Consider the following 23307-nt stretch of genomic DNA (forward strand, 5'->3'; position numbering starts at 1 on the left):
GCTATCCCTCCCGGCCCGCCAAGGGCTGCCCGCTCCCGGAATCGATGATCGTTGCGGGTTGCCCGACGAGCCGAAGGGTGCGGTCGGCCAGGCGCTTCGCCTCTGCCTCCGAATGGGTGACGAGAATGATTGCCGGCCTCGTCTCGGCAATCAGCGCCTCGGTGAGTTCCAGCATCTCCTCCGACGTTTGCGGATCGAGCGATACGTAGGGCTCGTCCATGACGAGGAGCGACGGGCGACCCGCGAAGGCACGCGCCAGGGCCAGCCGACGCTGCTGACCAAGCGAGAGCTGCCCAGGGAAAAGATCGGCCTTGTCGGCGATGCCGACGCGGCGAAGCGCAGCCATGGCTGCGTCACGACCGAGTTCGGGATGAACGATCGTCAGGTTTTCCAGGACACGTCGCCACGGCAGCAGGACCGGCTCCTGAAACACCATGGCAACGTCCTGCGGTCGAACGATCTGGCCTTCAAAGTCGTGGTCGATGCCAGCGATCACACGCAGCAAGGTCGACTTGCCGACGCCCGAAGGACCGAGGATCGCAACTGCCTCGCCCGGCCGCATCTCGAACCGGACATCCTTCAGGACCGCCGTCTCGCCAAAGGCCTTGCGTCGCACATCGATCCTGATCATGCCATCCTCCAGGCCCGCACACGGCGTTCCGCGGGTTGCAGGACAAGCATCTCGACAAGGAGCATCACAGCGATGAAGGTCAGCGCATAGACGAGCACCATCGCGACGTCGAAAAGCTGGAAGTAGAAGTGGATCTGGAACCCGATGCCGCTGGAACGACCGAGAAACTCGACCACCAGCACGATCTTCCAGATCACCGCGACGCCCGACCGCGCGGCCCCGGCGATGAACGGCGCAAGCTGCGGCAGGATCACATGGCGAAGCCGTGCCATCGGCCGCATCCGGAAGACCATCGCCATGGCGTCGAGATTGGGATCGAGCGCGCGCCCCCCCTCCCGCAAGAGCGTCGCGACATTCGGGATCTTGTTGAGCACGACGGCAAGGATCGCCGCCGTCTCGTTGAGACCGATCCACAGATAGCACAGCACGATCAGCACGAGCGCCGGCAGGTTGAGGAAGACGACCAGCCAGGGATCGAGCCAGCGGTCCACGTCCGGGTAGCGTCCCATAAGGTAGCCGATCGCCACGCCGATCAGCATCGCAGGCAGGAAAGCGGCAATGACGCGAAAGAGGGTCATCGCCAGATGATAGGGCAGGTCACCCGAACCGACGGCCCGGACGAACGGATCGGCGAGCGCCCAGGGTTGCGGCAAGACACTCGCATCCGCCGTCAACGTTGCCGCGACCGTCCACGTCAGAAGGATCAGTCCGAGCGACAATGTGCGAACGACCGCGGAATTTTTCAGCGTTTCACTCAAGGTGCAGGAACACCCCTTCCGGCAATGTGGTTGCCTTGCCCACGAGCTCCTCGCCGCCGAGCTCGGCCATCAGCCGCAGGAACCGGTCGGCCGCCGCCTCGTCGATCGGCTTGCCGCTCGGAATGCCGGCCCGATAACCGTCGCGCAGGGCAGTAAACTCGGCGTCGTCGGCCGCGTTCATCTGGCCGCGAAGTCCATCCCAGGCCTTGTCGTCGGTGCGCAGCAGGTTCTTTGCCGCGGAGGATGCCTTGTAGAGCCCCTGCGCGACCTCCGGGTGCGCCTTGACGAATTCGCCCTTCAGCACATAGCCCAGCAGCGGTGTATCCGGATCCAGCCCGAGCTCGGTCGCAGCATCGGAAACCGTGACGAGATCATGCATGCCCTTGGCCTTCATCTTCGCCAGGAAATGCCAGAAATTGACCGCACCGGCGGTCTCGCCGGAAAGTGCTGCCTTGAAGATCAACGGCGGAGCCGCGAAGACCTGTTCGGTCGCACCGGCGAGATCCATGTCATGCTTCTTCTTCGCGTAGGCACGCAGGATGAGCCAGCTCTTGTCGAGCGGGCCACCGGCAATCCCGATCTTCTGACCGGCGAGATCCGGCAGCGCCTTGACGGGGCTGTCATCCTTGACGACGAGGCCTCCCACGGCACGGGAATAGGGGATGAAGACATAGTCCTTGCCGGCGGCACGCTGATAGGCGACCCAGATCCAGTCGGCGACCATCGTGTCGGCCTCGCCGCCTTCGAAGGCGACGCGCGTTGCCCCGTTGTCGGCATAGTCCTGCACCGCCATCTCGAATCCGTTCGCCTTGTCGAACGCATTCGCCTTGATCGTGCTGATCTCCCAGTTGACCGTGCCAGACGCCAGCATCGCGGCCCGGAGTTTCGGCAGATCCTCGGCCACGACGGCGCTCGACAATCCGAGCGCCAGGAGGCAGCCTGCGAACAAACCTCTCAAGTTACCCATTGCTCCTCCTCCCCTGCCCCGGCGACCAGCCGTGCCGGGCTTCTTGTCCGACCGCTTTCTACACGATTCGCACCGCCGCGCGGTGGTCGCACTATTCCTTGCGTTTCTCGGCAACCGTCAGATCAGCATTGAGATCCATGTCATACTGCCCGTCGGCGCAGAACACGTCGTCGATCTCGAACCCCTCGCCCGAGGCTTCGATATTGGCGGGATCCACCTCGCATTGCATGGTCTTCAGCATGTCCTGGATCGCCTTCTGCTTCTCGGCAGCAACCTCCGCCGCCGAAGCGACAGAGGGCACGGCCAGCATCAAACCCAGAAACGCTATCGAAATCGCCTTCATCGGATTGTTCCTTCTGTCTGTCATGGCTTACTGAATGGTGATCGTCATCTTCTGGCTGTCGCTCGTGGTGTTCGGAATGCGAACCTCGTAGCTGCCTGGCTTGATCGCGATGAACGACATGGCCGCGACACCGGCCTCGTCGAATTCCAAGCTGTCGACCGCCATGGGCCGCACTTCGATGCCGTTGATCACGATCTCGTTCATCCAGATCGCTCGGAAGAAGGAGGCCCCGGTTATGGCGAGCTCGGCCGAACCGTCGGCGCTGATTTTCATCACGTAATAGGCCCCCGATTGCAGGGTTACCTCTGGCTTCCCCAGAGGCTTGCCGGATGCCAACGTAACTTCGATCGGTTCGCCGCGATTGCATTTCGCAAGCAGACCGGCAAAGCCGAGCTTGTCGCAAAGCGGTGCCGCCGTGGCCGGTCGGATCATGAGCGGACCTGTCAGGGAAATTGCCACGAGCGTGGCGGCAAGAAGAGTGAAGCATTTTTTCATCTGAAAATTCTCCCATCAAAAGCGGTTCGACAAAACGTCAGTTCGGCGCGACCACGACCCCCCAGGGCTGCTCGCCGACGGGAACCGAACGAATGACTTTCTCGGCCTTTACATCGATGATGCTGACGTCATTGGAATTGCCGTTGGTTACCACGAGGAATTCCTCCCCCGGCGTGAACGCCATCTGCCACACGCGTTGCCCCACCAGCAGGTAATCGAGCACTTCATCGGTTTTGGCGTCGATCACCGCGACCCGATTGGCGGGACCGAGCGCGACGAAGATGCGGGACCCGTCGCTCGTCGCCTTGATGCCGACCGGCTGCAACCATTCATGCAGCACGCCAGGCACCTCGAAGCTAATCTTCTTGTCGACCTTGGGTTCGCCTTCACCGCCGAGATTGATAACGGAAACGGTGCCGCCGATTTCCGCGCTGACATAAAGCTTCTTCCCGTCCGCGGTGAACTCGGCATAGCGCGGACGCTGATCGACGAGCACGTTGTGCACGATCTCAAAGGTCGATGTGTCGATGAAATGTGCCATGTTCGTCGTTTCCGACGTATTGATCAGCGTCTTGGCGTCCGGACTGACCGCCACGCCCTCGGGCTCCACCCCGACAGGAATCTCCGCGAGCACCTGGTGGCTCTTCGTGTCGACGACGGTCACCAGATTGTCGTCCTCATTGGCGATATAGAGCGGGTTCCCCGAAGGATTGAGCGCGAAAAGTTCGGGGTCCGGACCAGACGGCAGCGTGTGAAGCTCCTTGTAGGTCTCCGGGTCGAAGACCCGAACGGCATCGTCATCCGATGCGCAGACATAGAGCTCCTTACCGTCGGGGCTGATGGTGATGCCCCGCGGCCGGTTGCCAGCCGGAAACTCGCCGATCTTCTCCCAGGTCTTGCTGTCGAGCACCGTCACGCTGTTGCCGCGCTCGTTGGTGACGAAGACCTTGTTCGCGAGCGCAGGTCCGGCCAACAGCAGGGCGGCAGGCAGGATCGTCCAGACTGATTTCATGCTATCCTCCAAAGGCGCGGCAGGTGGTTTCGGGCTGGTCGATGCCAAGTGTATCGAGCGGCGAATGCTGGTGCAGATATCCATCCTGGGGAGACACCGAGACCGTGATCCGCCCATCGCCGAGCAGGATCGGCTGGCGCATCTGGCCGTTCCAGGAGCGGAAGGTGAGCTTCTGGCCCTTGAAGGCGGCAAGTTCGAATTCTTCCGACAGAGCGTAAGCACGGATCGACGCAGCATCGGCCTTGCCCGATCGCGTCACCGCCTCGCCGATCACCCGCATGGCAAGCCAGGCCTGGTAGTCCTCTTCCCGCATGCCGCGGCCCGCAAGCTTTTCGAAACGGCGCTGGAACTGGGTCGCTCCCCAGGATTCGTGCGCCGGATGCCAGGAGAGAGGCATCAGGCCCGCCGATCCGGCAACGGGCCGGGGGTCCCAGGAATGGTAGGGCAGATAGGCCGCAAACACGTCTGTTTCATCGGCGGCAACCGTGACGTCGTGCTCCTCGGCATCCTGCGTGAACACCGGGATTTGCTTCTGTACCAGTACATGGCCGGTATCCGTGCGCCGGGCACCACCGGTGTCGAGGAATTCGCGCTCTTCGACGATTTTCGCCCCGAACTTCGCTGCCGACTTTCTGTAACTCTCGGCCAACAGTTTGTCTTCCGGATGCGAGCCGGAGATCAGCAGGATCCGCGACCACTTCTTCCACATCAGGAACTGGATCACGCTGTCGGACAGCATCGAGCGGCTCGGGGAGACATGCAGGACATTCGCCCGGCACTCGGCATCGCGCAGAGCATCGTCTCTCGCCCCGGCATTGAGGATCAACACATCCGGTCCCGCGCGGTCGGCCAGCACCTTCAACGTGGCACCATCCGAGATCACGGCGAACAGGCTGACGCCCTGCGCCTTCAAAGCATCGAAGGCGGCCTCCGCCTGTTCGGGAGAAACGACCTTCGTCGTCAGCTGATAATCCATCCCCGTGAAGGCCCCGGTGGTCCGGTTGTCTTCGTTTCCGAGCTCGGCTCCGGCGAAGCCGAGATCGTCCGGCGCCACGTCGAGACGCGAAATCGGTGGCAGGGATGGGCGATCGACCCGCAGGACCGCGGTCTTGACCTCCAGGGCCCAGCACGTGGGCGCAGCAAAAAGGGCAGCAGAGAACAGGGCGAGCGTAAGCCGCGGGTTAGGCATAGCCGGAATGACCTCCCAATCGTCCTGACACATCCTAAAGTGGAGAATAGCAGCGAGGTTTGTGGCACGAAACCGATACTTATGGATCGTGGTGCCGCCCCGCCGCTGTGTTAGGCTGAGAAGCATGCAGCGCATTTTGATGACCCTCTGTCTCCTTCTGATCCCGGCGTTTGCCATGGCCGCGCTGGACAAACCATTGATGCCCGGAGCGCGGATCGCCTTTTTCGGCATGACCTTCATCGATACGTCCACCGAGGGCGCCTATGACGGAGTGCGCGCCGACCAGACGGCGCGAACACAACTGCTGGAAGAAGAGGTGCGCAAGCGCTTTGCGGAAAAGGGTTTCCGCATCATCGAGAACGATCCGGTCGCAGACGAACTCCGCACGGTTACCAACCCCGCCCACTGTTACGGCTGTGAGCGGAGAATGGCGGCAGAGCTCGGCGCCGACTATGTGCTGGTGGGTGAGGTGCAGAAGGTCTCCAACCTGATTCTCTCGATGAATCTCGTCCTGCGCGATGTCGAAAGCGGGGAGATGCTGCGCGGACTTGCCGTCGACATCCGCTCCAACACCGATCAGAGCTGGCTTCGCGGCCTTAACTACATCCTGAAAAACCATATGTTCAAGAAAATGTGAGGAAACCCATGCGCCTGCTTCGTCATTTCCTGCTGACATTTCTGCTCCTGCTGCCGTCGCTTGCACTGGCGCACGGCCCGACCCGGCAGAAGCTTTCGCTTGCGATCGACGTGAAGGCGCCGCCGGAGACGGTCTGGGCGACGATCGGCAACTTCCAGGACATGAGCTGGCATCCGGCCGTCTTCTCGGCGACAGGCAAGGGTGACAACACGATAGGCGCAACACGCACCCTGACGCTTGGCAAGGAAGGCGGCCCGACGATCGCGGAGGAGCTCTATAAATATGATGCCACCAAGATGAGCTATTCGTACCGGATAACCGCCGTCGAGGTGTCGGTCCTGCCGGTCACCAACTATTCCTCGCACCTGACTGTGACACCGGGCGCCGGTGGTGGATCGCATATCGAGTGGCGCGGCGCCTTCTACCGTGGCTATCCGAACAACGACCCTCCGGAAAACCTCAATGATGCAGCGGCAATCGCAGCAGTCACGGCGGTGTACAAGGCAGGTCTCGATGCCCTTGAAGCAAAGTTCGGCAAATAGCCTCGTTCTTCTGCTCGGACTGGTCGCGGCGTCGGTGATGCCGCGACCGTCGCTCGCTGACTACGCCTATGTCACAAACCAGTCCTCCAGCGACCTGAGCGTCATCGACCTTGAGCGCATGGAGGAAATCCGGCGAGTCCCCGTTCCGGGCATGCCGGCCGGTGTCGCCGTCTCGGACCGCCTGCATTCGGTCTTCACCGTAAGCCCCGACAGCAAGACCCTGCGGCGCTTCGATCTTAACGGTGGTGCCCCACACGCGGAGATTCGGCTCGACGGGGGACCGATCGGCGTCGCCGTCGATGACACCCGCAACCGGCTTTTCGTCTCCGACTGGTACAATGCACGCGTCTGGGTGCTCGGCGCCGATGATCTTGCCCTGCGGCAAAGCCTTACGACCGGCAGCGCCCCGGCAGGGCTCGCCCTTTCGCCCGACGGCCGCTTTCTGGCAACCGCCGATCGCGATTCCAACCAGGTTTCGATCTTCGATGCCGAGACACTCGCTCTCCGCCACCGCGTGACGGTGGGTGAGCGCCCGTTCGGTATTACCTTCGCCCCGGACGGACGCCTCTTTTCCGCCGATGTCGGCAGCGATACCGTCACGGTGATCAACCCGGAAAGCGGAAAGGTCCTCGGCAGGGTTCCGACGAAATCAAGGCCTTACGGCATCGCCTTTGCCGGAAGCCACGGCTTCGTCACCAATCAGTATGACGACAGCGTGAGCGTCTTCGATTCGCGTACCTATGCCCCGGTCAAGATTATCCCCGTCGACGGCTATCCCGAAGGCATCGACACGACGGAGGACGGCCACCACGTCATCGTCGCCAACTGGGATTCCAATACCTTGTCGGTGATCGACGCGGACACGCTCGAGGTAACGGGCTCCATTCCAACCGGCGACGGTCCACGCGCTTTCGGCCAGTTCATCTCCAGCCGGAGGGGCACCATCTTTGCCGGAGACAGCGCTCCTGCAAAGCCGTGACAACCGGCACCCGAAGGATCGTACGGCTTACGTTGCAGTGAGGCTATTCCCCGCCGGGCTCCGGCCTCAAGGTCTCCGTCGGATAGCCGGCCACCGCCCAGCCGTCACTGCCCTCAGGATACCAATAGACACGCGTGTATCCAAGCGAGAGCGCGCGTTTGGCGGCATTCCAGGACATCCAGCAGTCGGGCAGGCAGAAGAACAACAGAGGCGCGTTGACATCACCCCCCGTCGCTTTTTCAAGGCCTTGGCGGAAATAGGCAAGCGTCACGCCGGCCAGTTTTCCGTAGCCGGTATTCGGCAGCCAGAGCGCCCCCTTGATCGAGACATGCGGTTTTTCCTTCCAGATCGTGCCGGCCGGCAGATCCGCAGGTTTCGGCGTGCGCGGCAGGACATCGACAAATGCCGTATTGCCTCCCTCCCAGAGCGCATGGGCCTCGGCCGTGGTGACGACCGTGGCACCGGAAAGCGTTGCAGGAACGGGCGCCCTGTAGACATCCTCGCGGTAACCGGCCGGTTCTTCCACCGCAGGGGGAGCCGACGGCTCCTCCGCCTTCGCCGGCAGGGTGAGGCCGATTAACACCAGAAAGACGCGGAAGCCGAGCGTGCTCCTCACTTCGGTGCCTCCAGCAGTCCCGTGCCCATGTCGTTGAGAAGGGGAACACCTGCCTCCGATAGGACAGCGTTGATCTTCGCCTGGTTGCGGCGGATCAGCGAATTCAGCTTGCGTTCCCAGACCTTTTCGCCCTGTCGCACGCCCATGGTGATGCGATAATAGAGGCGCGGTGGCAACGGCTCGGTCAGGAGCGGCGTCAGCTTGAGCTTCGGATGATCGCGCTTCACCAGAGGTCCACCGATCGGCCCCCACAGGATCGCGGCGTCGATCATCCCCGCCTCCAGATCGGAAAGCATATCACCGGCCGGATCCTGGTAGCGCCGGTCGACCATCAGGTCGTAGCCCTTCGCTTTCGACATCAGCCCATGAAGGGCCATGTGGGTCGCAGGCGGGCTGCCGGCCACCACCCCGACCCGCTTGTCCTTGAGCAGCGGGTCGCCGATCGCAGCCACCCCGGCAAGCGGTCCGTCCCGAGACACGATCAGGACATAGCCGGAGGTGTAATAATGGTTGGTGTTGAGCACCATTTCGTCGCCCTGGGCATAGCCGATGACGACGTCGCACTTGTTGGCCTGAAGCGTCTTGCGAATGAAGCCTGTCGCCATCGGAAACCAGGTGTATTGCAAGGGCAGCTTGAGCTCCGCAGCGAGAAGCTCGGCGATCTTGTTTTCGAAACCGGCGCCAGAACTGTCGGACATCGGCAGATTGGCGGGATCGGCACAAACCCGCAACGCCGATTTCGACACGAGATCCGATGTCTGCGCCAGTGCCCCTGTCTCGCCGCAGGCGAGTGTGGCCAGCGCGACCAAGGCCGCGAGCCGCCTAGTGACCGAGGCAGTCGGCTTCCGCTTGACGGATCGCATCGGATTTTGCCTCCTTCTTGCCTGGCCGACCTCTTGGCAGCGCATCGGTACCGCGCGCCTTCAGGTAGACATAAATGTCATCGAGATAGCACATGACGTTCACGTTATCGCCGAAGGACGGCATGACGGAATTGTGTGAGGCATCCACCTTCTTGCGGCCGTTCGTGACCACATCGACGAAATCGTAGTAGTCCATGGCGACCGCCGAGTTCTTGAGTGCGGGCGCATAGCTCGATCCCTCGCCTTCCGGCCCATGACAGACATGGCATTCCGAATGATAGCGGCGGAAACCGGAATAGGTCAGCCAGTCGATCGTGCCATCCGGCGCGATCTTGTAAGTCGGGATGCCGTCGGCGGTCAGATAGCGACCGTTTTCGTTTGTCACCGCAGTGATATTGTCGGGCTTCTGCTCCGCATCCTGTGGCAAGGCCGCGCTGGCAGACAGCAGTGCGGCAAGGGCAATCGGCATCGCTTTGGCAAGTCGGGTCATGATCTGTCCTTTTGGGCCTTGAGAAGGAACTGGCGCGGGTCGTCAGGTCCCGCGCCAGTCTTTGGGCTCGTAAGAGTCAGTTCGGCAGCGCGAAGACCGTCAGCGTGCCGCCAAGCGCGGTATAGTCGCTGAGTGCCGCGTAGCCGCCGACAGCGCCGAGGCCTTCATTCGGGTTGGTGAGACCGGCTGCGAGACCGATGCCGGCCCAACCGCCGACACCCGAGAGGACCGCCACATACTGCTTGCCGCCATGGCTGTAGGTCATGACGTTGCCGATGATGCCCGACGGAGTCTTGAAGCGATAAAGCTCCTTGCCGGTATCGGCATCGACAGCCTTCAGGTAGCCTTCGAGCGTGCCGTAGAAGACCACATTGCCGGCGGTGGCAAGCGCACCGGACCAGACCGAGAACTTCTCGGGCAGCGACCACTTGATCTTGCCTTCCTTGTTGTCCCAGGCGATAAAGTTGCCCATGCCGCCGTGGCTTTCCGGAGCCGGGTACATCGACAGCGTCGCCCCGACATAGGGTTGGCCGGCGGTGTAGCTGACGCGGAAGGGTTCGTAGTCCATGCAGACGTGGTTGGTCGGCACGTAGAACAGCTCGGTCTTCGGCGAATAGGCCGCAGGCTGCTGGTCCTTGGAGCCGAGAGCCGCCGGGCAGATGCCCGTCGAGTTCACGTCTTCACCGTTCTGCTCGGTCGAGTACTGAGCAACGACCTGCGGACGGCCATACTGATCGGACTTCGGATCCATGACGACTTCCGTCGCCCAGTTGACGGCCGGATCATACTTCTCGGCCACCAGCAGTTCGCCGGTCACGCGGTCGAGTGTGTAGCCGAAGCCGTTGCGGTCGAAGTGCGTGAGCAGCTTGCGATCGGCATCACCAATCTTCTGCTGCGTCAGGATCATCTCGTTGATGCCGTCATAGTCCCACTCGTCATGCGGCGTCATCTGGTAGACCCATTTCGCCATGCCCGTGTCGACGTCGCGGGCCCAGATCGTCATGGACCAGCGGTTGTCGCCGGGACGCTGTGAAGGGTTCCATGTCGAGGGGTTGCCGGAGCCGTAATAGACCAGGTTTTCGTCCGGGTCATACGAATACCAGCCCCAGGTCGTGCCGCCGCCGATCTTCCACTGATCACCTTCCCAGGTGGTCAGGCCGGAATCCTTGCCGACAGGCTTGCCGAGGTGGGTGGTCTTTTCCGGGTCCATCAGCGTGTCGCTGTCCGGGCCCATCGAGTAGCCGCGCCACAGGAGCTTGCCGTCGGCCATCGAATAGGCCGTCACAGAACCTCGGACGCCAAACTCACCACCGGAGATGCCGACGATCACCTTGTCCTTGACGGGCAGAACCGTCGCGGTGTTGGTTTCGCCCTTCTTCGGATCGCCGTTCTTGACGCTCCAGACCACCTTGCCCGTCTTGGCATCGAGCGCGACGACGGTCGTATCGGCCTGATGAAGGAAGATCTTGCCGTCCGCATAGGCCACGCCGCGGTTGACGGTGTCACAGCACATCACCGGAATGACGTCCGGATCCTGCTTGGGCTCGTACTTCCAGACGATCTGGCCTTCCTTGCTGAGATCCAGCGCGAAGACCGTGTTGGGGAACGGCGAATGAACATACATCATGTCGCCGATGACCAGCGGGGACCCTTCGTGACCACGCAGGACACCGGTCGAAAAGGTCCAGGAGACCTGGAGCTTGTTGACGTTGTCCTTGTTGATCTGGTCAAGTTTCGAGTATCGCTGGTTGGCATAGTCGCCAGTCTGGATAACCCATTGGTTCGGGTCATCGATCTTGGCCTGCAGGTCCGAATTTGCGACTGCGATCTGCGCGCCGCCGATCGACAGCGCAGCAAGCATTATGAGAAGTCGTTTCATCATATCCTCCCGTTGGGTGTTGCCGATCGGGGTCGTTCACCCCCCTCGCGCCGGGAAGACCTCTCGGTCTCCTCCATCCCGGCATCGGCTCCGCGAGAATTCCCCCATGGCCGGCGGCATCGGTTTCCCGAACCGCGACCGCATGCACTGACCGGTTCTTCCTCCTCTCCGTTTTGGGCACGGTGCAACAGACACGATCTTCGGCCCGTCCCCGCTCTCACTCTGCATTCCGGCCGCAACGTCTTCCCGTCTTGATGTAGAGGAAGCGGCGGCATTCGTGTTCAGGCGGCGTGAAGCCGCTCCGCATGCCAACGCACATGGTCTTCGCCGAAACTCGCGACGAAGAAATAGCTGTGGTCATAGCCGGCCTGCATGCGCAGGATGCCGGGCTGGCGTCGTTCCGCCATCAATTGCGCCATGGCTTCCGGTCGGATCAGTTCCAGAAACTGGTCCGTGGCGCCCTGATCGATCAGAATGTCGCCATGCCAGCCGTGTTCCGCCAGCAGAAGGCACGCGTCGTAATTGGCCCAGTGCGCCTCGTCGTCGCCGAGATAGGCCGAAAACTGCTTTCGTCCCCAACCCGAGCGAGTCGGATTGACGATCGGCGCAAAGGCCGAAACCGACCGGAACTGCGCGGGGTTGCGAAAGGCGATCGTCAATGCGCCATGGCCGCCCATGGAATGTCCCGTAATCCCGTGAATGCCTTTGAGCGGCTGGCTCTCCAGCAGGAGGGCCGGCAATTCCGAAACGATGTAGTCATACATCCGGTAGTGGCGCGCCCAGGGCTTCTGCGTCGCGTTGACGTAGAAACCGGCGCCCTGACCGAGATCATAGGCCTGGTCGTCCGCCACGCCCTCGCCCCTCGGAGACGTGTCGGGGAAGACCACGGCAAGGCCATGCTCCGATGCATGCCGCTGCAGTCCCGCCTTCGTCATCGCATTCTCGTGCGTGCAGGTCAGGCCCGAGAGATACCACAGCAGCGGTACCGGACGGCTTCTGGCGAGCGGCGGCAGGTAGAGACCAAAGGTCATCTCACCCCCACAGACTTCGGAGGCATGCCGGTAGACCGACTGAGTTCCGCCGAAGCACTGGTTTTGCGACACGAGTTCCATCATCGCGCTCAATAGACGACGACGCCGCGGATGGATTCACCCTTGTGCATCATGTCGAAACCCTTGTTGATGTCTTCGAGCGGCATGGTGTGGGTGATCATCGGGTCGATCTGGATCTTGCCGTCCATGTACCAGTCGACGATCTTCGGCACGTCGGTGCGGCCGCGCGCGCCGCCGAACGCGGTGCCCATCCACTGGCGGCCGGTGACGAGCTGGAAGGGACGCGTCGAGATTTCCTGGCCGGCACCCGCCACCCCGATGATCACCGACTTGCCCCAGCCGCGATGGGCGCTTTCGAGCGCCTGCCGCATGACCTTGGTGTTGCCGGTGCAGTCGAAGGTGTAGTCGGCGCCGCCGATCAGGTCGCCGTTGCGCTTCGTCAGGTTGACGAGATAGGGCACGATGTCGCCCTCGACCTCCTTCGGATTGACGAAGTGGGTCATGCCGAACTTCTCGCCCCATGCCTTGCGGTCCGGGTTGATGTCGACGCCGATGATCATGTCGGCGCCGGCAAGGCGAAGCCCCTGCAAGACGTTGAGGCCGATGCCGCCGAGACCGAAGACGACCGCGGTCGCGCCGATCTCCACCTTGGCGGTGTTGATCACCGCGCCGATGCCGGTCGTCACACCGCAGCCGATATAGCAGATCTTGTCGAAGGGGGCGTCGGGATTGACCTTGGCGACCGCGATCTCCGGCAGCACGGTGAAGTTCGAAAACGTCGAGCAGCCCATGTAGTGGTGGATCTTGTCCTTGCCGATCGAGAACCGCGAGGTGCCGTCCGGCATCAGGCCCTGGCCCTGCGTCGAGCGGATCGCGGTGCAGAGATTGGTCTTGCGCGACAGGCAGGAATAGCATTCGCGGCATTCGGGCGTGTAGAGCGGAATGACGTGGTCGCCCTTCTTGACCGAGGTGACGCCCGGACCGACGTCGACGACGATGCCGGCGCCCTCATGGCCGAGGATCGCCGGGAACAGGCCTTCCGGATCGGCCCCCGACAGCGTGAAGTCGTCGGTATGGCAGATCCCCGTCGCCTTCACCTCGATCAGAACCTCGCCCGCACGCGGGCCTTCGAGCTCGACTTCGGTCACAACAAGGGGTTTTCCGGCCTGAACAGCCAGAGCAGCGCGTGTGCGCATGGATCGCCTCCCGGGATATGCGTTATGGAATGCCGGCCTTTTCCGACCTTGACGCCAGATTACAGACGGTCAAAGCGCACTGACAATTGCGACCTTAGTGTGTAAATTGCCACCTTGGGCCGAGCGGCTACGTCGGCCTATACTGACGCATCTTCGAGGAGGAGACTGCGCCATGAGAGCCGCCAATCTGCTGCTGTTCCTGCTGTTCCTGCCCGCCGGCAGCTTCGCGGCAGACTTCTCCGACCCGACATGGCCCTGCATCCAGCGCAAGGTGGAAAACCTGTCGGCCGGACTCATGTGGCCCAGTCCCGTCGACAAGGTCGAACTCACGCCGGAAGCGGAGAGCCTGGCAACGCTTCTGGCGCTGCGTCGCGTCTCTCTGGAGGATGCAGAACGACAGGTTTCCGACTTTGTCGGAAAGACGCCGTCCTCGGATGCCCGGCTGCTCGGCAACGTCTTCCAACGCGTCTTCGACAAGCTGTCATCCGATCGCCAGCGTCTGATGAGCGGCATCGCGCGCTACTCGCAGAGCCAGATCAGGCTGGCGCAGAAGATCGATCAGAGCCAGGGCGAGATGACCCGGCTGACGGCCGAGACCAATCCCGACTTCGATCGTATCGACAAGCTGGAGGAACAGCTCGACTGGGATGAGCGCATCTACCACGATCGCGCCCGCGCGCTGACCTATGTCTGCGAAACACCCGTCCTTCTCGAAAAACGCGCCTATGCGATCGCACAACTCCTGCTGAAGCACGTGCCGAACTGAGAGCATCCGGCTAGTCCCATTCCAGCTCCGTATAGGCGGCAGTCGCGTTGCGCGGATTGTAGAGTTCGAAGAGCTGCCAGCGATTGGCCTCGCTCCGCCCGATCGTCTCGGTCGCGGCCGACAACGGCACCCCTTTTTCAAGGGCCGCCCGCGTGTCCTCTTCCAGCACCGAGAGATAGCGCTCAAGCGGCAATCCGCCTTGCGGCCAGGGGAGGACGGGACCACCGTGCCCCGGAACCACCCGGTCAGCCTTGATTGCCATCAGCTCTTGCAGCACATGTCGCCATCCCTTGACCGATCCATCGAGTGCAGGCGTGTGTTGGTCGAACAGCAGATCCCCCGCCAGCAATGTTTCGGTCTTGCGGTCGAACACCGTGAGATCGGTCACCGTATGGGCGGTCGGCCAGGCACGAAGCTCGATCTGCCGGCCGCCGAGATCGATAGTCTCTCTGTCCTCGACCGTGTGATCGGGCGCGACAATCCGGCTGCCGAACATGCCGGGTTCGCCGATCAACCGCGTGAAACTTGCCTGATAGCTCTCCGCCCGCTCGGAGAGCGCCCGCGGCAGGTTTTGCTGGCCGATGATCTGCGCGCCGGCCTCACGAAACACTTCGGCGCCGAACACGTGATCGGGATGCATGTGGGTAAGGATCAGGTGCGAGATCGGCAATTCGCTTCTTTGCCGGATTGCGAGATAGACCTGCTCGCCGATCTGCCGTGATCCGCCCGCATCGACAACGGCGATCCGGTCTTTCCCGACGATGAAGGCAAGGTTGGCGATGTCACCGAGATTGTCGGGCCCGACCTCCGCAATCTCACCGCGGTGGACGAAAAGTCCCGGTGCAACTTCATCGAAATCAAGAGAGGAAGTCGGACGTGAGCGGCAGAAGGGTTCGCCAATGACAAGTCCGGGCCACTGTGGAGGCTTGGACAATGCACCTTTCTCGCACCCTGCCAGCGATTGCGCGGCATGCCCCGGGAACAGGGCCGTCCGACAGATTTCCGGAGCGGACGGTGAACCGTCCAGCGGCGCCGATACGAGAGCGCAGACGACCGCAAAAGCCTCGAACATGCTCCTCCTCCGCACCGGTTGCGAGGAGAAACCCTGCCCCGCGGCTATCGGGTGGACAACACATCCGAAAGGCTCGGTTCTGCATGACCGCACCTTGGCTTATAATGTCAGCCTGCTCGACAGAGTGCCGGGTTATGTCCTTGCCAGATGGGGCCGGACCATGAAGTTCATCTTTGCAGGCTTATCGCTCTTTCTTGCTGCCGGTCTCGCAAGCGCCGAGGAGGCTACGTCCGACAATGCGCTTGCCGAAAGTCCGACCTGGGAGGAGATCAAGGCTGATGTCGTCGGCACCACGGAGCTGAAGGACGGCGCCTCGCTCTTCACCCTGACGGCGCCCTATCGCGCCGATGATGCCGCAACCGTTCCGGTGGTCATCGAACAGAAAACCCCGGGCAAACTGCTGATCAAAGCCATCACGCTCGTCATCGACGAGAACCCCGCTCCGGTCGCCGCCGAGATCCACTTCGGACCGGCCATGATGCCGCTCAGGTTCGAGACACGCGTGCGCGTCAACCAGTATTCGAACATCCGCGCGATTGCGGAAATGCCGGACGGAAGCTACATGACCGGCCGTTTCGTCAAGGCCTCGGGCGGCTGCTCGGCGCCAGCCGGCAAGGACCCGGCGGCAGCACTCACCGGAATGGGCGACATGCGGCTCAAGCTTTTCGACGAGGCCGTTCCCCTGACACGCCGCGAGGCGCAGATCATGATCCGGCACCCCAACTATTCGGGGCTGCAGCGGGATCAGGTCACGCAATTGTTCATCGGCGCCCATTTCATCAACCAGCTGGAAGTACGCCAGGGCGGAGAACTGCTCTTCTCCCTTGAAGGCGGGATCTCCATCAGCGAGAACCCGGTCTTTCGCTTCAGCTATTCGGACAATGGCTCCCCCGATCTTGCCGTGCATGCGGTCGATACCGAAGGCAACGTCTTCGATCAGGTCCTGCCGAAACGACCGCCGGCCTGAAGTCCGGGCCTTTCCCCGCAAGTTCTAGAAGCAGAGAATTTCGGCTTCGGCCTGGGCGCGCCTCAGTTCAGCGACCATGGTCTGCGACACCACCGCCGTCTTGTACATCGCGAGTTGCTCGCCAGTCCCTTGCTGCAAGGCCAGAACAGTCTCTGCCTCGACATATTTTTCGTAAGGCAGGATCGATGCGATGACATCGATAGAGCAGGCGCATTTGCGCAGCACTTCGCGGTTCTGCCCGTTGGCCGCCATGCAGCCGAAGACATAGTCGGTGCGGGCTTCGGTGGGATAGTCGTTGAGGTGCTCCGGCATTACCTGGGCGGCAGCGGGTGTTACGGACAGAAGGGCAGTTCCGAGCCAGACAACCGCGCGCCTCATGGCGTTGCCTCGCCGAGCCCCTTCAGCGTGATCGTGTTGACATAGCCGATATCAGCATCGCCCTTGCCCTCAGGCACCGTCGCCTTTAGCGAATAGTACCCGCCCGGCACGTCTTCCGACACGGTGATGGCAAGCGCGAGATCGGCGAAACGGCCCATCTTGTCACGCGCCTTGTCCTTCTCGAACGGCCGGAGCGTCACCTGCTGGGCCTGGACATCGCGATCGCCGATACGTACCGCGACCGGTACGACCTCGGCGTCCCTTCTGAGGGCATCCTTGATCCTGTTGCGGATGTAGAAGGGGCTTCCACCCGACTGCTTCGCAACATCGTCGAGCGAGCTCTCGAGGAAATACATGATCAGCGGATTGCCGACGGAGGCCGGGAAATTGCCGAGCGAACGCATCTGGGGTCCGCGATGCAGGATGAGGGTCACGTTGTCATCCGTCGTCAATTGCAGGCCGATGCTGTCGGTGTCCGGAGAATCACCCTTCTTGAGGCCCGACGTCATCTTGTCATAGACCAGCGTATCCTTCCCCTCCTGTCCCGCTGGAGCGGGCGGCGAGGCGCTGAGCGTGGAAAGCGAGCCCTTTCGGAACAGAAGATCGTAGGTCTCGGCGGCCGTAGCCTGCGCCGCGAACCCTGCGGTGAAGAGAAGAAGAAGCAGAACCGGACGCATCGCAGACCTCCCTTTTTGCCCGACAGCCTAGTCCCCACAACGCCGTAGTCACCGCAGACATTGGTCGGTATTGGTCACGCGACACGCGAGCGGGTCTTCCAGTCGATGAGAGCTCTGAGCCGCACCAGTTGGACCGGTTTGGTCAGGACCGCAAACGACATTTCATTGCCGAGGCGCAGGAACTCCCGCTGGCGGTTGGCCGAAATGATGACGGCGGGGATCTCGACGCCGGCGAGTGCCCGCAGCGTGCGGATCGTCTCGATGCCGTTGTCGTCCTCGTCCAGCTGGTAGTCGGCCAGCAGGATGTCGGGTGGCGTGCCGATCTCCTGCATCAGCGCCACAGCCTCCGCAGTGGAGGCCGCCGCCAGCACGCTTGCCCCCCAGCTTTCGAGCTTCTGCGTCATTGCGTGGAGTTCGTCCGCATCGTTCTCCACGATGAGAACGATCAGGTCGAGATTGCCCTCGGGCATGGCCTCAACCGCCGGGTTTTCGAAGGCGCTGTCGGGGCCGGGCACAGCCAACGGCACTTCGATCGAAAACATGGAACCGTGCCCCGGCCGCGAGACCAGCCGCACCGGATGATCGAGATGGCGGCACGCACGCTCGACGATTGACAGCCCGAGTCCCATGCCGGTTCCCTTCCCGCCGCCGGCGCGGGTAAACTCCTTGAAGACACGCGCCTGATCCTTCTCGGAAATCCCGATGCCGGTATCCCAGACCTCGATACGCAAGCGGCCGCCCGCAAGCCTGCATCCGACCAGCACACGCCCGCGTTCGGTGTACTGGATCGCATTCACCACGAGGTTCTGCACGCTGCGCATCAGGTAGCGCTGATCGCTGGTAACCCAACGCGTCGAAGGAACGATGGTGAGGTCGATTCCCTTCTCGGCAGCGAGCGGCGCAAGATCCTCCGCGATGCCCTGAAGCAGGCTGCCAAGGCTGAAGGATGTGACGTTGAACTCGGCGCCGGCGCTGTCCAGCCGCGAAATGTCGAGAAGCGCCTGTAACAGCGTTTCAATCGAGGTGAAGGAGCGGTTCAGCCGGCTGACCACCTCCCGCGCACCGGGTTGTTCGACAGTCTCCGTCAGCATGGAGAGGTAAAGCTTGGCCGCATTGATCGGCTGCAGCAGGTCGTGGCTTGCGGCAGCCAGGAAGCGTGTCTTGGATGTATGCGCAGCCTCCGCAGCTTCCTTGGCCAGACGAAGATCACCCTCGATCTTCGTCTGCTCGGCGGCATGGATCTGCAGCAGCCGGTTGACCTCAGTGAGTTCGGCGGTGCGTTCCTGAACCCTCCGCTCGAGCAGAGCCGCCGCCTCGGTTTCGGCGGTGACGTCCATGATCGAAACGAGGAAGCCGTCGTCGGGAAGGGCATGCAGCCGGAGGTCGAGGCTCATGCCATCGCGCCGTCGGAAGCGCTGCTGCACCGTCTCCCCCCGCGCAAGGGCCTTGAACCACCCTGCCAGATCCTTGCGGCGCGACGTTCGGCCCAGGATCTCATGGCGCTCTAGATGCTCGACGAGCCGCTGGAATCGGGTGCCCTTCTTCAGCAGCGGCAACGGGATCCCGAGCAGTTCGCCGAATCGTTCGTTGTGAATGAGAAGTTCGCCTGCCGACGAGAATGTACAGACACCAAGCGCCATATGGTCGAAGGCCGCCTGCAGGAGATGCGCCTGCTGGTCGATCAGCCGGTCCTTCTCGCGCCGGTTCTCCCGCACCAGATCGGTGATCTCGGTCTGCAGTACTGCGATGTTGTCGGAGCTCGTCTGGCGATAGGAAATCTGGAACCATCGATCATTGCGCAATTCCATCACGAAGGACGAGAACCGCGCGCCGACAGGACCAGACGCCGGCGCCACAACCCGGCTACGCGTCGCATCTCTCTCGCCACTGGTCTGCACGAGATAGCGACTGGTGTTCACCGCGGCCAGATAGTCATCGAAGGCAAGTCCCGGTTTCAGCAACGGCTCGAGATCGGGAAGCAGGCGCCGAAACTGCGCATTGCACACCTGCAGCCGATCTTCCGAAAAGAGCGCGAAACCACCTTCCATCGCAACCATCGCGTCCGCGAGGTTACGCTGGATCCGCTCCTGCGCCTGGTAGGCGATCTCCAGTTCGCTGGATGCGCGGCCGAGCGTGTCCAGCGCCTTTTCGAGATCCTTGGTCTTTTCCCAGACCTCCGCCTGCAGGGCGATGGCCGACTGGAACAGAGAGTAGGCGGTGCTGCCCACTTCGTGCCCGCGCTCGGCGCGATTGATCAGCGCTTCGATGATCTTGGCCTGCTTGGCGATCTGCACCTCGTAGGGTTCGCTCGGATCGATCACGGCAAAACACTTCCCCGTGGCTTGAAGAAGGCCACACCGACGAAGGTCTGGTTCACATGCACGCCGAGATGCTGTTCGCCATAGGTGCTGAAACCCACCACGCGGCGCTCGCGAAAGCGTTCGGATGCCTCCGGCGCCAGGCCCTTGCGGTCAATCTCGAGCTTGCGCAGATAACAGTCGAAACCGAGGATGAAATCAGGTGGCTCGCCCTGTTTGTCGGTGACGGCAAGGCCGGTGTCGAGCGTCCGGATGATCTCCTTGCCGCGGCCCAGCGTCAGAAGCAGTCCATCGTCGATCGCGGACAGAAAGGTCAGGCCATGTTCGCCGTGGATCTGCTGGATCGCCCGGACGTGATAGGTGTTGCCGTTACGAACCAGCACCGGGTTTTCGGCAAAGATGGTCGGTGACAGCTCGTCGACAGGCACATTGACGAGACGGGCATATTCGTGAGCCGCTGGCGAGCCGTTGATCTCCAGCACCAACCGCTCCTCCGGCACCGCCCGGGTCACCACCATCCGGCTGTCCGTCGGCTGGAAGTGATCGAACCCCAACCCGCTGAAGGCGAGTTCGGTCTCGAGCAACAGCAGCAGGGCCGCGTTGCTATGGAATTCGCCGTTGCGCAGGACCTGGGTCTGCTCGAAACGCATGCCGTCCCCGGCCGAGCCGCCGAAGACGGGAATGTCCTTGAGGCCAGCCTCCAGCGCCGCCACGAGAATGTCCTCCTGCTTGGACAGGCCATCCGCGAAGATCAGCGCCAGCCGCTTTCTCCCCGGGGTAACCCGAAACTGCTCCGCAAGCCGCTCCGTCTGCTGGACGACGTCTGCGATGGAGACCGGCGAGATCGGCGCGAAGAGAGTCGAGGCCACGCGGAAATGGCTGCGCTCGAAGGCAAGCGCGACCAGGGCGTCGTCCTCGTAGCCGCGCGGCGTGATCTGGCCAGCGGTGGTACAGCCGAAGACCACCGTGTTCGGAAAGACGTTGCGCAACGCTTCCGACAGCGCATCGGGAGAGAGCCGGCTCGGAACGAAGAGCAGGATAAAGCTCGGCCGCGCGTGGCTCAATTGCCGTCGAAGATCAGCAAGCGCCGCCTCCGCGTCATCGAGATGAGACACGGCAATCCGCACCGCTTTCGCGGGCATTCGGTCTAGATCTTCCAGAACCGTCACCGTGCCGCCGTCCTCCTCCCAGGGTCCGCACCACTCGACGCCCCGTTCTATTGCAGGCTGTGGCGGATCGAAACCTCGCGAACCAGCATGGCGGCCTGCGTGCGGTTGTGCACGCCAAGCCTTCGGAGCAGAGCCGTGATATGCGCCTTCACCGTCGCTTCGGCGAGCTGCATCTCGTAAGCGATCAACTTGTTCGGCATGCCCTCGCAGATCAGACCAAGAATTCGGGTCTGCTGCTGCGAGAGATGGGCGATCTTGCGTGAAATGGTCTCGACAGAACGATCGGAGGACTGAGCACGCGTCGGCAACGCGATACCAGGCGGCACATATGTCTTGCCGCTCCAGATATCGCGCATGGCATCTTCGAACGACTGCCTCCCCGTTTCTTTGGGTATAAAACCCGCGGCGCCGGCGGCAAGGACCGACTGCACGACGCCTTCCGTTGTGATCGCGGATATGACGATCACCGGAATGTCCGGCGCCTTCTCCTTGATCTTCAGGAAACCGCTGAGGCCGGAGGCATCCGGCAGGTTCAAATCAAGAATGACAAGATCAGGCGAAAAACGCATGCGCAGCTGCTGCAGCGCCTCGCCCAGTGACGTCGCTGTTCGGATCCGGCGGGTATTGAAGATGCTCTCCATCGTCGTTGCCAAGGCATCGCAATAGAGTGGATGATCATCGATGACCAACGCCGACTTGATCGAAAGCGAGTGCTCGGACAGCTCGGCCCGCGACATGGCTTTCCTCCCAAAAATATTTCCTGGTCAATATCGTCGGCACGACCTCAAGCCGCCCCGAATGCACTGGATAATATTTCTGCTCCCATTCATGGCCGGCCCTCCCAAGCACAACCACACGTAATTTGTTGCACAGATTCGTCAGGGGTGCAATTGCCGATTTCCCGCGCAAAAAATCGCACCGGAACAGCCCGTCAGCGGAACATTCCATTGAAAAACAAGAAAAAAGAAGACGACGACTATAAACCGTAGGTTAGAAATTTCTTACGGAAGATTGGACGCCTATGCCAGTGACGACTCTAGGAACGCAACCGAAACGATATCCGGAAGCGCTGATCAGCCGCCGTTCACCAGATTCAGGATCAGCTGGTGGACATTCCCGCCTGGGCTGAGTTCGACCTGGTCGAAATCGCGGCTGCGCTTCCGCTGCTCCTGGGAGAGGGCCGAAAGCCGGGTGGTCATTTCGTCCCTGATCTTGCGGCATTTCGGATCGTCCGGCACGGTCAGCCCCAATGTCGCCGCTTCGATCTTGCGCACCATGTCGACGATGATATCCCCATGCACCTTCTCATGCGCCTGCACGCCTTCGATGAAGGTCGTCCAATTGGCCTTGATCTGACCCGACAGCCGGTTTTCCGGCTTCGGCAGCACATAGGTGATGATGAGCTTCGGCTTGGCAACGGCGAGCACGCAGTCATTGCCGCGGGTCTCGTATTTGCGTGTCCATGTCAGGGCGAAACTCGTCTGCGCAATGGTGCGCATCCCGACACTCAGTTTCGGGCCACGCGCTCCGATCGACTCGTAGAGCTCCCGTCCGCTCGCGCCGGCGATGGAATAGGGCTGGACCTTCTCGATGGGCTTCCATTCAGCCGCGGCCCGATGGGGCACTCCGGCGATGCTGGCCATGACCAGACAAGTTGCGATGCCTGCCTTCACACGTTCTTCCTGCTCTGTCTCGTTGCAGGTGAACACTAGAGGCGAAGGTGCAGACACGCAACGCCAGGGGACACAACATAGATACTGGACAACATCAAAGGCCCGCCTCGGGGCACCGAGGCGAGCCTTTCTAAAAGGTCATCCGAGATTACTGAGCGCTTGCCAGTGCGGCGGCAACACGCTCCTGAGCCTTCTTCGGCAGCTTGACCGCCTTGAAGGCTTCGAGGTTCGCCGATGCGTCACCGACCACGACGACGCCGACCATACCCATGCCGACATGCGGTGCGCACTTCACAGCGTAGGCGCCCGGAACACTGAAGGTCACCTTGATCTGCTCGTTCATCTTGCCTTTGAACTCGGTGGCACCTTCCGGGATCATCCCCTTGATGCTTTCGGCGTTGTGGCCCTTGTCGGTCGGAATGAAGGTCACGCTGTCACCGGCAGCGATCTTCAGGCCGGCCGGTTCGAACACCATCGCGCCATCCTTGCCCTTGTTCAGCATGTGGACTTCGAAATCGGCGGCAACGGCAGAACCGACGAAAGCAGCAAGGACGGCACCGGCGACGGCGAAACGCTTCAGCATTGCGGACATTCTCTTATCTCCTTGAAATCAGGACCCCTCGGGTCCGTTGGGACAG

The 23307-nt window shown here is 62.0% G+C and carries 26 protein-coding genes; 5 read left to right on the forward strand and 21 right to left on the reverse strand.

Annotated elements, in window-relative coordinates; genetic code table 11:
- Nucleotide 1 precedes the first annotated feature (1 nt).
- The 7 genes from HHL25_RS17980 to HHL25_RS18010 form a co-directional block, all read right to left on the reverse strand.
- Complete coding sequence (locus tag HHL25_RS17980; RefSeq protein ID WP_169594214.1) at nt 2-631, reverse strand: ABC transporter ATP-binding protein; 630 nt, start codon at nt 629-631, stop codon at nt 2-4.
- Nucleotides 628-1389 (reverse strand): ABC transporter permease, encoded by a 762-nt coding sequence (locus HHL25_RS17985; RefSeq protein ID WP_169594216.1) that lies wholly within the window; start codon nt 1387-1389, stop codon nt 628-630. The genes HHL25_RS17980 and HHL25_RS17985 overlap by 4 nt, the downstream gene beginning before the upstream one ends.
- The gene (locus HHL25_RS17990) at nt 1382-2356 is read right to left on the reverse strand and encodes an ABC transporter substrate-binding protein (RefSeq protein ID WP_169594219.1); all 975 of its coding nucleotides are present in this window, start codon (nt 2354-2356) and stop codon (nt 1382-1384) included. The genes HHL25_RS17985 and HHL25_RS17990 overlap by 8 nt, the downstream gene beginning before the upstream one ends.
- 91 nt (nt 2357-2447) lie before the next feature.
- On the reverse strand, nt 2448-2699 hold the full coding sequence (locus tag HHL25_RS17995; RefSeq protein ID WP_169594222.1) for a hypothetical protein: 252 nt from the start codon (nt 2697-2699) through the stop codon (nt 2448-2450).
- 27 nt (nt 2700-2726) lie between these two features.
- Nucleotides 2727-3194: a hypothetical protein gene (locus HHL25_RS18000; protein WP_205927913.1), complete on the reverse strand. Its 468-nt coding sequence runs from the start codon at nt 3192-3194 to the stop codon at nt 2727-2729.
- Between the two features lie 37 nt (nt 3195-3231).
- Nucleotides 3232-4206, reverse strand: coding sequence for a YVTN family beta-propeller repeat protein (locus tag HHL25_RS18005; protein WP_169594225.1), 975 nt, complete (start codon nt 4204-4206; stop codon nt 3232-3234).
- A 1-nt stretch (nt 4207) separates the two neighbouring features.
- A complete protein-coding gene (locus HHL25_RS18010) occupies nt 4208-5395 on the reverse strand; it encodes an ABC transporter substrate-binding protein (RefSeq protein WP_169594226.1) in 1188 nt (395 codons plus the stop codon).
- Between the two features lie 124 nt (nt 5396-5519).
- Between HHL25_RS18010 and HHL25_RS18015 the strand changes: the two genes are divergently transcribed.
- Genes HHL25_RS18015 through HHL25_RS18025 form a run of 3 tightly spaced genes read left to right on the forward strand, consistent with a single transcriptional unit; the run spans nt 5520 to nt 7553 of the window.
- On the forward strand, nt 5520-6032 hold the full coding sequence (locus tag HHL25_RS18015; protein WP_169594229.1) for a DUF3280 domain-containing protein: 513 nt from the start codon (nt 5520-5522) through the stop codon (nt 6030-6032).
- A gap of 8 nt (nt 6033-6040) precedes the next feature.
- The gene (locus HHL25_RS18020) at nt 6041-6574 is read left to right on the forward strand and encodes an SRPBCC family protein (protein WP_169594231.1); all 534 of its coding nucleotides are present in this window, start codon (nt 6041-6043) and stop codon (nt 6572-6574) included.
- A complete protein-coding gene (locus HHL25_RS18025; protein ID WP_169594233.1) occupies nt 6546-7553 on the forward strand; it encodes a YVTN family beta-propeller repeat protein in 1008 nt (335 codons plus the stop codon). The genes HHL25_RS18020 and HHL25_RS18025 overlap by 29 nt, the downstream gene beginning before the upstream one ends.
- 43 nt (nt 7554-7596) lie before the next feature.
- Here HHL25_RS18025 and HHL25_RS18030 read toward each other — a convergent pair whose 3' ends face one another.
- From HHL25_RS18030 to HHL25_RS18055, 6 genes are all read right to left on the reverse strand, one after another.
- Nucleotides 7597-8139 (reverse strand): PQQ-dependent catabolism-associated CXXCW motif protein, encoded by a 543-nt coding sequence (locus HHL25_RS18030; protein WP_205927923.1) that lies wholly within the window; start codon nt 8137-8139, stop codon nt 7597-7599.
- Nucleotides 8140-8165: 26 nt separating this feature from the next.
- Nucleotides 8166-9032 (reverse strand): substrate-binding domain-containing protein, encoded by an 867-nt coding sequence (locus HHL25_RS18035; protein ID WP_169594236.1) that lies wholly within the window; start codon nt 9030-9032, stop codon nt 8166-8168.
- On the reverse strand, nt 8992-9522 hold the full coding sequence (locus tag HHL25_RS18040) for a c-type cytochrome, methanol metabolism-related (protein ID WP_169594238.1): 531 nt from the start codon (nt 9520-9522) through the stop codon (nt 8992-8994). The genes HHL25_RS18035 and HHL25_RS18040 overlap by 41 nt, the downstream gene beginning before the upstream one ends.
- 76 nt (nt 9523-9598) lie before the next feature.
- Entirely contained in the window at nt 9599-11401 is a 1803-nt protein-coding gene (gene xoxF5, locus HHL25_RS18045) for a lanthanide-dependent methanol dehydrogenase XoxF5 (RefSeq protein WP_169594240.1), read from the reverse strand.
- A 281-nt stretch (nt 11402-11682) separates the two neighbouring features.
- On the reverse strand, nt 11683-12513 hold the full coding sequence (gene fghA, locus HHL25_RS18050) for an S-formylglutathione hydrolase (protein WP_169594541.1): 831 nt from the start codon (nt 12511-12513) through the stop codon (nt 11683-11685).
- Between the two features lie 8 nt (nt 12514-12521).
- Nucleotides 12522-13649 carry an S-(hydroxymethyl)glutathione dehydrogenase/class III alcohol dehydrogenase gene (locus HHL25_RS18055; protein ID WP_169594242.1) on the reverse strand — a complete coding sequence of 376 codons (1128 nt, stop codon included), beginning with the start codon at nt 13647-13649 and terminating at the stop codon, nt 12522-12524.
- 172 nt (nt 13650-13821) lie between these two features.
- Here HHL25_RS18055 and HHL25_RS18060 point away from each other — a divergent pair, with 172 nt between their 5' ends.
- The gene (locus tag HHL25_RS18060) at nt 13822-14415 is read left to right on the forward strand and encodes a hypothetical protein (protein WP_169594244.1); all 594 of its coding nucleotides are present in this window, start codon (nt 13822-13824) and stop codon (nt 14413-14415) included.
- 10 nt (nt 14416-14425) lie between these two features.
- Here HHL25_RS18060 and HHL25_RS18065 read toward each other — a convergent pair whose 3' ends face one another.
- Complete coding sequence (locus HHL25_RS18065) at nt 14426-15487, reverse strand: quinoprotein relay system zinc metallohydrolase 2 (protein ID WP_169594246.1); 1062 nt, start codon at nt 15485-15487, stop codon at nt 14426-14428.
- A gap of 160 nt (nt 15488-15647) precedes the next feature.
- Between HHL25_RS18065 and HHL25_RS18070 the strand changes: the two genes are divergently transcribed.
- Nucleotides 15648-16454 (forward strand): quinoprotein dehydrogenase-associated SoxYZ-like carrier, encoded by an 807-nt coding sequence (locus HHL25_RS18070; protein WP_169594248.1) that lies wholly within the window; start codon nt 15648-15650, stop codon nt 16452-16454.
- A gap of 24 nt (nt 16455-16478) precedes the next feature.
- On the opposite strand, the gene HHL25_RS18075 is transcribed toward HHL25_RS18070, so the two are convergent.
- From HHL25_RS18075 to HHL25_RS18105, 7 genes are all read right to left on the reverse strand, one after another.
- Nucleotides 16479-16832 carry a hypothetical protein gene (locus tag HHL25_RS18075; protein WP_169594251.1) on the reverse strand — a complete coding sequence of 118 codons (354 nt, stop codon included), beginning with the start codon at nt 16830-16832 and terminating at the stop codon, nt 16479-16481.
- The gene (locus tag HHL25_RS18080) at nt 16829-17509 is read right to left on the reverse strand and encodes a hypothetical protein (RefSeq protein ID WP_169594253.1); all 681 of its coding nucleotides are present in this window, start codon (nt 17507-17509) and stop codon (nt 16829-16831) included. The genes HHL25_RS18075 and HHL25_RS18080 overlap by 4 nt, the downstream gene beginning before the upstream one ends.
- Before the next feature lie 74 nt (nt 17510-17583).
- Nucleotides 17584-19830 (reverse strand): hybrid sensor histidine kinase/response regulator, encoded by a 2247-nt coding sequence (locus HHL25_RS18085; protein ID WP_169594255.1) that lies wholly within the window; start codon nt 19828-19830, stop codon nt 17584-17586.
- On the reverse strand, nt 19827-20996 hold the full coding sequence (locus tag HHL25_RS18090; protein WP_169594257.1) for an FIST signal transduction protein: 1170 nt from the start codon (nt 20994-20996) through the stop codon (nt 19827-19829). The genes HHL25_RS18085 and HHL25_RS18090 overlap by 4 nt, the downstream gene beginning before the upstream one ends.
- 47 nt (nt 20997-21043) lie before the next feature.
- Nucleotides 21044-21733 carry a response regulator gene (locus HHL25_RS18095; RefSeq protein ID WP_169594259.1) on the reverse strand — a complete coding sequence of 230 codons (690 nt, stop codon included), beginning with the start codon at nt 21731-21733 and terminating at the stop codon, nt 21044-21046.
- Between the two features lie 336 nt (nt 21734-22069).
- Nucleotides 22070-22669: a DUF922 domain-containing Zn-dependent protease gene (locus HHL25_RS18100; RefSeq protein WP_390624524.1), complete on the reverse strand. Its 600-nt coding sequence runs from the start codon at nt 22667-22669 to the stop codon at nt 22070-22072.
- Between the two features lie 148 nt (nt 22670-22817).
- Nucleotides 22818-23261 (reverse strand): pseudoazurin, encoded by a 444-nt coding sequence (locus HHL25_RS18105; RefSeq protein WP_169594262.1) that lies wholly within the window; start codon nt 23259-23261, stop codon nt 22818-22820.
- Nucleotides 23262-23307: the final 46 nt, after the last annotated feature.

The organism is Rhizobium terricola (assembly GCF_012927355.1).
GTDB classification, from domain to species: Bacteria; Pseudomonadota; Alphaproteobacteria; order Rhizobiales; family Rhizobiaceae; genus Allorhizobium; species Allorhizobium terricola.